Source organism: Chitinophaga ginsengisegetis (assembly GCF_900168065.1).
In the GTDB taxonomy this organism is placed as follows: Bacteria; Bacteroidota; Bacteroidia; order Chitinophagales; family Chitinophagaceae; genus Chitinophaga; species Chitinophaga ginsengisegetis.
On record NZ_FUZZ01000002.1, the window covers coordinates 679,930 to 690,940 of the forward strand.

General features: G+C 47.6%; 10 protein-coding genes. 5 read left to right on the forward strand and 5 right to left on the reverse strand.

Annotation, left to right across the window (positions count from 1 at the left end; translation table 11 throughout):
• Position 1: 1 nt before the first annotated feature.
• The gene (locus tag B5Z18_RS16525; RefSeq protein WP_079470592.1) at positions 2-3,328 is read right to left on the reverse strand and encodes a SusC/RagA family TonB-linked outer membrane protein; all 3,327 of its coding nucleotides are present in this window, start codon (positions 3,326-3,328) and stop codon (positions 2-4) included.
• 17 nt (positions 3,329-3,345) lie between these two features.
• A complete protein-coding gene (locus tag B5Z18_RS16530) occupies positions 3,346-4,320 on the reverse strand; it encodes a FecR family protein (protein WP_079470593.1) in 975 nt (324 codons plus the stop codon).
• 292 nt (positions 4,321-4,612) lie between these two features.
• Here B5Z18_RS16530 and B5Z18_RS16535 point away from each other — a divergent pair, with 292 nt between their 5' ends.
• The 5 genes from B5Z18_RS16535 (at position 4,613) to B5Z18_RS16555 (ending at position 7,459) form a co-directional block, all read left to right on the forward strand.
• On the forward strand, positions 4,613-5,086 hold the full coding sequence (locus B5Z18_RS16535) for an RNA polymerase sigma-70 factor (protein WP_235015957.1): 474 nt from the start codon (positions 4,613-4,615) through the stop codon (positions 5,084-5,086).
• A gap of 177 nt (positions 5,087-5,263) precedes the next feature.
• On the forward strand, positions 5,264-5,473 hold the full coding sequence (locus tag B5Z18_RS16540; RefSeq protein WP_079470595.1) for a hypothetical protein: 210 nt from the start codon (positions 5,264-5,266) through the stop codon (positions 5,471-5,473).
• 39 nt (positions 5,474-5,512) lie between these two features.
• Positions 5,513-5,986: a PRC-barrel domain-containing protein gene (locus B5Z18_RS16545; protein WP_079470596.1), complete on the forward strand. Its 474-nt coding sequence runs from the start codon at positions 5,513-5,515 to the stop codon at positions 5,984-5,986.
• Between the two features lie 120 nt (positions 5,987-6,106).
• On the forward strand, positions 6,107-7,081 hold the full coding sequence (locus B5Z18_RS16550; protein WP_079470597.1) for a DcrB/PsbP domain-containing protein: 975 nt from the start codon (positions 6,107-6,109) through the stop codon (positions 7,079-7,081).
• A 108-nt stretch (positions 7,082-7,189) separates the two neighbouring features.
• Positions 7,190-7,459 (forward strand): hypothetical protein, encoded by a 270-nt coding sequence (locus B5Z18_RS16555; RefSeq protein WP_079470598.1) that lies wholly within the window; start codon positions 7,190-7,192, stop codon positions 7,457-7,459.
• A 55-nt stretch (positions 7,460-7,514) separates the two neighbouring features.
• Here B5Z18_RS16555 and B5Z18_RS16560 read toward each other — a convergent pair whose 3' ends face one another.
• The 3 genes from B5Z18_RS16560 to B5Z18_RS16570 are packed head-to-tail and all read right to left on the reverse strand — an operon-like array spanning position 7,515 to position 11,001.
• Positions 7,515-8,546 (reverse strand): isoaspartyl peptidase/L-asparaginase family protein, encoded by a 1,032-nt coding sequence (locus tag B5Z18_RS16560; protein WP_079470599.1) that lies wholly within the window; start codon positions 8,544-8,546, stop codon positions 7,515-7,517.
• 23 nt (positions 8,547-8,569) lie between these two features.
• Positions 8,570-9,604, reverse strand: coding sequence for a cyanophycinase (locus tag B5Z18_RS16565; protein ID WP_079470600.1), 1,035 nt, complete (start codon positions 9,602-9,604; stop codon positions 8,570-8,572).
• Positions 9,604-11,001: a RagB/SusD family nutrient uptake outer membrane protein gene (locus tag B5Z18_RS16570; RefSeq protein WP_079470601.1), complete on the reverse strand. Its 1,398-nt coding sequence runs from the start codon at positions 10,999-11,001 to the stop codon at positions 9,604-9,606. Before B5Z18_RS16570 ends, B5Z18_RS16565 begins: the two co-directional genes overlap by 1 nt.
• Between the last annotated feature and the right edge of the window lie 10 nt (positions 11,002-11,011).

Here is an 11,011-nt window from a genome sequence, read left to right on the forward strand (position 1 = left end):
GTTAAAAAGTTACACTTAAACCAACGGTATATGTTTTCAACATCGGATACGACATACCATTACCCGCACCAATGCCCGCGGCATTGTTATTCAACTCAGGATCGGAACCTTCAATAACTTCCGGATCCAGCGTTTTCATTATGCGGTACAACGGCGACCATGTCCACAGGTTCTGACCCGTGAAGAACACCCTGGCATTCTTCATCTTAATCCTTGAAATCCATTCCTGCGGCAGGTTGTAGCCAACTGTCAGGTTCTTTAAACGGATGTAAGCCACGTTCTGCACATACTTTGATTGCTGCACAACCAGCTCTGCATTGGAGTTGAGCGCAGTGTACCCGCGGAAGCGCGGGAAATACGCATCCGGATTGGTTTCCGACCAGCGGTTATCCATGATCTCCTGTGGCATCCAGCTATAAGGGCGGTTGTATTGTCCCCAGAAAAGAGAGGCATCTGTACCCGGCCACCAGTCGCGCTTACCAATACCCTGGAAGAAAAAGTTTACAAAGAAATTATTCCAGTTGGCGTTACCCGTAATCCCAAAAGCATAACGGGGTTCGGTATTGCCAATCACCTGCTGATCGCCCGGCTTGTATACCGTGCCCTCGCCCTGGTCTATCTTCTTGTTTCCATCAAGATCTTTAAAACGGATATCTCCGGGCAACAACTTATTGGCATTAGACACGCGGATAAACGACTGGTCAACGTCATACTTATTAATTTCATCCTGGCTCTGGAAATAACCATCATTTACAAAACCCCACATATCACCTACGCGCATGCCTTCATAATAAGTGTTGATCAGCTTACTGGGATTGTTGAAACGGGTGATGTATGATTTATAATCAGATAACACCATACCAAATGAATAACTGAAAGGCTTGCTGCCGGCTTTAAACTGATCCGACCAGTTCACCGATAATTCCCAGCCCTTTGTTTGCAGATCGGCATAGTTCCCTTTTGGCACACTGGCGCCAAACACAGCAGGAACCGGCAATCCCACGGTAAACATATTGGTAGTATTGCGGGTGTACTTATCAAAGGAAACTTTCAAACGGCTGCTCAGCAACGATACATCTATACCACCATTCAGCGTAGTGGATTTTTCCCAGGTAAGACCATTAGGTATCACATTGGGCTGCTGCGTATAATCCGGTATCACACCGTTGATAGCCATCTGTAGTTTGGTCACCGACATGGTTTGCAGGAACTGGTAAGGATTCACATTACCATTACCCAATGCGCCATATGAAGCTCTCAATTTTAAATCGCTCACTGCCTTCGGGGATACATTCCAGAACTTCTCTTTCGATACACGCCACCCGGCAGAAGCAGAAGGAAAGAAGCCAAACTGCTGTGATTCCGGGAACTTGGAAGAACCATCGTAACGGCCATTTACTTCGAGCAGGTAACGCTCATCGTAGTTATAGTTAAGGCGGAAGAAGCCGCCGAGCGTACGCCATTCATAGCCACCACCTGTGAGCACATAGTTCAACCCATTCATCAGCGAGAAATCGGGCATATTGGGATTAATCAATCCGTCGTGCTGATAATACCGCGATTTAAACAGGGTGTTCTCATAGTTGTATCCAACCAGTAACTTAAAGGTATTTTTCGCCACGCGTTGTTCATAATCCGCATAGAGGTTCATACCGGTATAGGTAGTCCGGTCGTTTTCTTCATTCATCTTGCTTTCACCCCGGGTCAGTGTCTGACCGGGTGTTTTGCTGTAAGGCACCGGTGTATACAAACGTGTTTCCACACTGGAAGTATAAGCATAGGTGAAGTCGCCGTTCACATGCAGTTTATCATGCAGGAAAGACGTGGTAAAGCGCGACGTATTTCTCAGCATCAGCTGTGTTTGATCGGAATAGTTATTCCCCGTTAAGAAACTACCAAATACAATAGCGGCGTTTTCAGTGAGGGAGCCATCCGGGTTTTTCAGCATGGCAACAGGAAATGCTTCATCCGAAATCCTTCTCCATACCGGCGTATTGCTGGGGTGGTTGAGGATGGGGAAGAAATAAGTGCGTTGGGAGAAGTCGAAATTATTTTCCAGCTTGAGCCAGTCGAACGGCCTTACCGCTCCTTTTGCCCGCACATTATACATCTTGAATTTATCGGGGTTGTACCGGAAGATACCGTTCTGCGACATATACCTGCCGGAGAGATAATATTCCGATTTGGCATTGCCACCGGAAGCGGACAATGTTTGTTCTGTACCGGGGTTCCGGTCTGCATACAGTTCTTTGAACCAATCGGTATTACCGTAATAAACATAGTTGCCCGTAGTGGGATCGATGTCTGTTTTTGGCAGGGAAGGATCATCGTTCCTGCGTTTCAGCTCGTCGAGGTAATCCAGTGAAAAAGGGAATACGCTGTTGGCTTTGGCGGGGTGCGACTTATAATCGTTCCAAGCATAATAGGCTTCATCAAAATTTTTGGCCCATTCGTACCCATTAGTAACAAACTGTGGTTTAACAGTGCGGTCGTTCAGTGAGTAGTTACTGGAGTAAGTAAGCTGCGTACTATTTTTAGCAGGATTTTTTGTGGTGATGAGTACCACGCCGAAACTACCGCGTGCGCCGTAAATAGCGGCAGAAGCCGCATCCTTCAATACGGTTACACTTTCAATATCGTTGGGGTTTAATAAATTGGGATCGCCGGGAACGCCATCTATAAGTACCAGTGCGCTACCACCTGCACCAATGGAGGTGGTACCTCTTACATTATAGGTAGCGCCGCGGATGGGCTTACCATCTGTGATGCGGATATTAAGATTTGGTAACACGCCCTGCAACCCTTTGGTGGCGCTGGTCATGGGCCTGTTCTCAAATACCTCTTTTCCTACCTGGTCTACCGCTCCGGTGAGATTAATCTTCTTTTGGGTACCATAACCAACTACTACTATTTCGCTGAGCGCAGCCGAAGATTCTTTCATCACCACGTAAATAGATTGCTCTTTCTGCGGATCGAGATTGTTTTTGGTAATCACCTGTGTAACATATCCCACATAAGCGATCGTAAATACAAACGGACCTTGCAGATGCGAGTTATCAAAAGTAAATACGCCCTTTGCATCTGTGATGGCAAAGCTTTTCAGGCTATCGGGGCCGCTTTTCAGCTGTACAGAAGCGCCCGGTACGGCCTGTCCTTTTTCGTCTTCAATTAAGCCTTTGATCCATGTTTTCTTTTGTGCCTGTGCCGGCAGCAGGTTGATAAAAGCCATCAGGAGCAGCAGGCTGATAAATTTACAGCCATGCAGGAACCTGTTGGAGTGGTTCAGGGGCAAAGCTCCGCCCTTCACTAGCAGGTAGCGATGTGTCATAATGCGCAAATGTTTAGTTAGTGATTCTTTTCTATACGGTAACCTGTATTTGTTGATGTAATTTTCAAATCGTGCAGCATCGCAATACGATGCAGCACCTGTAACAGTGAATCGGTATCCCGGATTACCCCGGAGAAGGCGATATTATTAAAGGCAGCCGCCTTGAGCTGAATGTTCACATGATATCCCCTGGCAATAGTGTCGAATACATTGGATAACGGCGCCTGGTCGAATGTAGCGGTAAATCCACGTAAGGAGCCAAAGTCGATCTTCGGCGTAACAAGTGTTTTCTCCGGAGTTGGCTGCAAGCGTGCAATTCCCGTAGCAGCATTACAAACCAGCGACTGGCCCGGTGTGAGATAGCGCACCTGTGTATTGGTCTTCACCATTACTTTACCTGTATGGAGAATTACGTTTACTTCCTTTTGTTTACTGGAGATAGTAAAGCTGGTCCCCAACGCGGTGGTGGACACGCCCTCGCTCCATACTGTAAAGGGTTTGGGCGCGTTCGCTGCTACGTTAAAATACCCTTTACCACGCAGCAACACTACCCTGTTTTTTGTACCAAACGGAGCCACAAAGCGGATTTCCGCATCCTTATATAATATTACCTGTGAGCCGTCCGGCAAATGAAGGATCTGCTGTTTGCCGGAAGTATTGGCGATGGCGGTCGTGTCGGGCTGCAGCACTTCCTGTTTGACTGCTACTTTTCGTGCAGGCGGCAGCGTAGTATTAAACATCCACAACGCACCGGCGGCTATTACTACGGCAGCGGCAACAGCGGCGGCACGGCGCAGGTACACCACCCGGCGCTTTTCCCTGATACGGGTGGCTATTACGGCATACATCTCACTTCTTTCTGCAGAAGTAAAGGCATTTATCTCCGGCACTTGCTGTTGCTCATACCAATGATCGTACTCTGCCTGCTCCGCTTCCGTAGCGGTTCCGTTCAGGTATCTGTCCAGTAAATATTGCAGGCGCGATGGCGTCATCAGTATGGGTGTTTGTAATACTTATCACCTGAACGGACATTTACCCCCACTCCTTTTTCCCAAAAAAGAACGAATTCATATTTAGTTAACATTGGAAGAAGTTGTTTACCATAAGTTAACATGGAAACTTTACCCCAGTAGATATCTTTGCAGGCAAAACTGAACGCTTATCTGCTCCGCTGGTCAACATACATGTGATAATTTATGGCAACAAGCCAGGAGTGGCGATACCAAAGCCTTTGAGCTATTATACCGGGCCACCGTTATTTCTCTCAGCAACCAGGCATTCCGTATTCTGAAAGACCGGGAACAGGTAAAAGATATTATACAGGATATTTTTACGAGTTTATATCTCAGGAGAGACGAACTGCCCGGAGATGTTAACATCAGCGGTTATCTTAACAATGCCGTTAAATATAAGGTATCCAACCAGCTGCGTAATAAACTGCTCAAAGAAAACCATCACCAGGTACTGATCAGGCAGGCGCACCAGCAGGAAGTGGTACAGCCCGTGCAGCTGGAACAGCATGAATTGAAAAACCGGATCGCCCGCAGTATTAATACACTGCCACAAAAATGCAAAGAGGTGTTTATGCTCAATTACTATGGTAATATGAGCTATAAAACGATTGCACAGGAAATGGGCATCTCTGTAAAAACAGTGGAAAAGCACATGAGCAAAGCGCTACAGGTACTACGCCGGGAACTGAAAGAAGAACATTATCTCGGTATCCTGCTGGTAGCAGTGAGTATCTGCACCGGATGATAATTTCCGCAATACGTAGGAAAAACACCCTAAAAAAAATGGCTGAACTCCCCGGAATTACCGGATAAATCCTCCCTAACCAGCCATAGATCAGGAAAACAATGATTTACTGTTTTTTTGTGTGCATTGGTATAATGATTGCCGGACATTGTATGAACCATTCTTAATCCTATAATTATGGCACACTTAGAAGTTCAACCCAGGAAAAAAAATCCGGCGTGGATATGGCTGATACTAGGCCTTGTTATCATTGTTGCTATTATGTTCTTACTCATGCGCAGCAGTAACAACAACCGCCGCGACATCATAACAACTACTGATACTGTTACCACCGCCGATACCGGTAATATGGCGCCAGCAGCGGATACTGCCGGCACACAGCCCTAACGGCCCCTCACCGATTCCTCATCTTAAAAAATCATTACCATGTCTATAACTGCAACTAACCGGCTTGAAGAATTAAGCGGCAGCAAATTTGAAATCGTAGACGGACAGCCCGATGTCAGGCATTGGGAGGTAGAAGACCTGCAGGGAAATAAACTGGGAAAAGTAGATGACCTGCTGTTCAATCCTGCCTCACGCAGGGTACGCTATCTCGTCATCAACCTGAAAGGCAACCGGGTAGGACTCACCGACCGGAAAGTACTATTCCCCATCGGCGTGGCCATCCTGCATGAAAAAGATGATACGGTACTGTTGCCGGAAGTAACGCCTGTACAGATCAGTATTCTGCCTTTCTATGAGAAAGGAGTGATTGTTACACCCGAAACAGAACAGGATATCCGGAATGTATTTGTTTCACCGGATTCGCATATAGCCGATAGCGACTTTTACGGCCACGACCAGTTTAACCAGGAAAAATTTTATGGAACCCGGGCGCCACGGGACAACCGCGTATAGTACTTGCCTTAAATAATCGTCCGTTGAACGTTAGCCTGCAAAAGAGAAAGCCTCCCGTCGGAGGCTTTCTCTTTTGCAGGCTACACTAAATATCCTTTATTTGTACACAAATTACTCCAGATGAAATATGCTCTGCTGTGTGGCCTCGTGTTACTTTCTTTTGTTGTAAAAGGCCAGAACCTGGTGAACTACCGTGATACGGCGAATCATTTCTCCGTAGGAATTCCCAACGGATGGCAGGTAATAAAAAACAAACAGATCCCTTCCCTGAAATTTATGGCGCAGCGGAGCGCCGCCGACAGCGCCCTTCCTGCGCCGGAAAATTTTACAGTCAACGTAGTGGAGGAACCCCGTTCCAATGTGGATGCCATCGCAAAAAAACTCCTGTACTATATCGGCCGCAATCCCTATTTCAAACTGCTGGATTCCGGCAGCATCGTGAGCGCCGGCAAACGGATGATCTGGCTGGATGAAATACACCTGGAGGGAAACAGGGCCGACACCATTTTTGCCAGCATTTTTATTGCGTATGCAGACAATAAAACCTACCTGCTGACAGCCACTACCCTTTCGCCATTTTCCGCCGGTTTTAAGCCCTTATTTCACGAAATAGGACATTCCTTCAAAACAGGCAAAGCAGCGAGGAAAGAACGCCTTAAAATAGCATTGCCGGCCGGTATTAAATGGACCATGATCACCGATACAGAGGTGGACAACCTCGCCACGCGCCAGTTCCTGCCCGCCGACGAACCCCCGCAGCAATGGACCCTGCTCATCAATGATATGACAATGGAAAATGCACGGGTCAATAACATTGATCTTGCCGTGAAAAGTTTTTCAGACGCCGCAGTAAGTAAAGCATCCCAGGCAAAGATCACAGTGCTTGGAAAAGAAAACATTCCCCAACGGCGGTGGGCGCTGTTTAAAGTAGAAACACCCGGCGCCGGGAACCCGGAATCACAGCTGTATTACGTGATACAGGGACCCAAATCCTTTCACGCCGTTTTTATCGCTAAAAAAACAGAAACTTTGCCGGCTGATTTTGTAAGTAAATGGAGTACTGTTTTCAAAAAAAGTAAAGTGGTGAATGAATAATTATCCCACAACTGTGTATTTATTTACGCAGCCTTCCCCGTTAGCCCCTTGTAAATCAAGTCGTTTTTAGTGGTGCAATGTTTGGGTCATTTCCTGAAAAACATGCTTATGACCACACAACCTAAAACACCCGGACCACTCCTCGACGATGATCTTCAACCAGACGATATTGTTAATCAGAAACAACAACCGGTGCCGCAAAAAGGCAACCAGGATGAACAATCACGGCGGGGAGACGATACTTCCGATGAACTATTGGATGAAGAAGATGATGACGTGGAAATAGATGAGCTGCTGGAAGAAGAAGATATTACGGATGAGGATGTAGCTGAAAACAGCCTGGAGGAAGATGATTCACCAAAAAGGCCGTTGGAATAAAAAAATACGAACGGATCCGGGTACTACGCCCCGCATCCGTTCGTTATTTTAACACTTACTTATAGATCGCAATTTCAATTTTCCCGTCTTTGGTAACGGCGCCCCGGTACATGCCTTCTGTATTGAACGACATGGTCATATTTCCTTTTTTGTCCAGGGCAATCAAACCGCCATCGCCGCCCATATCACCTACTTTTTTGATCACGGTATTTCCCGCCTGCTGCACAGAAAGTCCTTTATACGCCATGAGGGCCGACAAATCATAAGCCACCACATTACGGATATAAAACTCACCCCAGCCGGTACAGGAAATAGCCGCTGTTTCATTGTTCGCATAAGTACCTGCACCAATGATCGGGGAATCGCCAATGCGGCCATATTTTTTGTTGGTCATACCGCCGGTAGAAGTAGCCGCCGCCAGGTTGCCCTGCTGATCCAACGCCACGGCACCCACGGTACCAAATTTATAATCCCTGTTTTTGATGCCCAGTTTTTCCGGGTTCGTATAGGCGTTGGATTTAGCCGCTGCAACAGAATCCTCCCTGATAGCCCTTTGCAGGTCCCTCCAGCGTGATTCTGTTCTGAAATAAGAAGGGTCGACTATTTCCAGTCCGGCTTCCTTTGCAAACTTTTCCGCACCAGGACCTACCATCATCACATGCTCCGACTTTTCCATCACAGCCCTTGCAGCGCTCACCGGGTTACGCACGGTGGTTATACCGGCTACGGCGCCTGCTGCCCTGGTTTTACCATTCATGATAGCGGCATCCAGTTCGTTGCGTCCTTCATGGGTAAACACCGCGCCTTTGCCTGCATTAAAAAGGGAATCGTCTTCCAGTACCCTCACAGTGGCTTCCACCGCATCCAAACTGCTTCCGCCGGATTGCAGGATCTTGTAACCTGTTTCCAGTGCTTTCTGTAAAGATGTTTTGTAAGCCGCTTCTTTCTCCGGGGTCATATTCTTTTTAAGAATGGTACCCGCACCGCCATGAATCACCAGTACGTAGGACGATGCCTTTTGCTGCGCCATTACAGGTAAAACAAAAAGTGCTGTCAGAAAAAATAAAATGCCAAACCTGCCTTTCATATCAAATTTTATTAAGAGAATAATCAGATTGCCTTCTTCTTTAACTGGCCGTTTTCCACCCACCACCAGTACCAGGCGCCGCCACTGGCTGTTGCCGCATCAAAATCAGTTACCCGGAAACTGCCGTTGCCGGAGGCACTGGCGGGAATCTCATATACTTTCAATGCCTGCCCGTTGTGGTTCCATTGCAGTGGTTGTCCCGGGTCGCAAAGTTCCGGCTTTTTAAGACTGTCAGTCAGGATAAAATATGCCTTACTCACGCCAAAAACTTTTGCCATCCCTGCTTCGTCAATACACACCGCCGTTTTTTCGTCGGGTGCAATACCGCGGGGGAAGATGCCCTGGTCTTTGATGATGCGGCTCATAAAGGTAACATGCCTGCCTTCCCGGCCACGCTTCAGGTAATGCTGATCGCTGATCACGTCACGAAGATAAGGCGCATGCAGGAAATCGTTGTTGTACACTTTCACCAGCGAATCATACGGATTGGCCAACACAGAATCAGACACTGCACTGCCGCCTTCTCCGCTGTAATAAAATCCGCTCAGGATAGCACAGCCCGCACTGGTACCACCTACCGGCACTTTCTTTTCCTGCAGTAAATAATTAATCGCGTCGTTTACTTTGGTGCCTCGCCACTGGTTCATGTAGCGCGACTGATCCCCGCCGGCAATAAACAACATCTCCGCGTTGCGGATAATATTGGCTACCGTATCGTTGTTAGCCAGTTCGCGGCTGGTGATATTCAGCGTTTCCACGGAATTTACTTTTCCGAGGGAATCTATGTCACTGTTATAACCTCCGTTGCCGGAGGCTGTAAGTACTACCACATCGCCGCCGCCGCTGCGTTCAATCATCCACTGAAAAGCGCCGTCTACGTTGCCTCCGCCACCAATCAATGCCACGCCGCCTTTTACCGGTGTGGTCACGTCTGCAGTATCACCAATAATGCCTATCGAGGCCGGGCGACCGGCAACAGCTGGTTGTTTTGGAACACGCATGTAACAGGCATTTAAACACATAGCCGTTACCGTTAGCACAATCATTATCTTTTTCATCAGTAGCCGGGATTTTGTTTCATGTTTTTGTTGGCTTTGGTTTCCGCATCAGGAATAGGGAATACATATCCTTTCTGACCGGGTTTCAGCAATACAGCGCCCAATGCGTTGATAGCATCTTCCGGGTTGCGGGTTACATTAAGGCCCCTTCTTCTCAGATCGAAGAGACGATGCCCTTCAAAGGCCAGTTCCTTGAAACGTTCGGTATACAAAGCGGTGATCAACGCATCTTTATTGTTGAATGACTGCGGCGTGTAACCGTTGATGCGCGCTGCACGCAGGCTGTTCAGATCAGCAGCGCCGTCTCCCACCCGGTTACTTTCTGCCAGTGCCTCCGCACGGATCAGGTACATTTCTCCTGTTCTTAAAAGCTTAATATCCGCCAGGCCCAGGCTGCCGGAAGAACCAAAGTATTTATTCACCAGGTACTCGGAGTTACCGGCGCCGCGGGTATCGTCAAACTGTATGTAAGCAGGATAACGCACATCGTTGGTTTTATCAAACAGGTTAATCAGTTCAAAAGAAGGTACATATAACGCTACATCCCTGTCAAAATAAGCGCTGCCAATCAGGTCATCATTACTGCCTGCCACCTGTTTCAGTTTCCAGATCACTTCAGCCTCCTTCGTGTCTTTCCAGATGCCGGGAAAATCGCTGGCTGATGCCAGCGGCAACGCATCAATGGCTTCTGTGGCATAAGTTACCGCATCGCTCCATTTTTTGGCGTATAAAGCCACTCTCGCCTGGATAGCAGAAATGGCCGGAAGCGTGATCCTCGTGTTATCATCTGCCTCAGCAGGGATCAGTGTTTTAGACAGCTGCAAATCTCTTTCTATACCGGCTATTACTTCTCCAAAAGTATTCCGTGCAGGAAAACTGTTAACGGAAGTATCCATATAAGGCACCCCCATAGCGGCCGGCTCATATGCTTCTGCATAACTCTGCAATAACTGGAAATGACAATAAGCACGAAGAGCTAATGCCTCTCCGCGGTACTGATCTTTCAAACCTATCTCATCACCTTTGGCAGGAACATTACTCATAGCGCCCAATACCCGGTTGGCGCGGTCAATGGCAATATAATATTCCCCGAAAGAAGCGGTAACGGTGGTATTGCTGGGATCCACCCGCCAACGGTAAGTGGCAACGCCGCCACCCGTACCATTTTCACTGGGAAGGGTACACTCATCGGTCATCAGGGATACGCTGTAGATGGTGTTGTAGGTAAGACCAGAATAGGCGCCGAGCAGGCCGCCATTCAGATCATTCACCGTCCGGAAAGTTCTTCCCGGATCTATGATACTGTCGGTAGGCGAAAGGTCCAGTTGCTTATTACAGGCAAGTATACACAACAACAACAGGAGTGTAAAAGTATATTTGATATAACGGATTGTCATGAGCTCAATG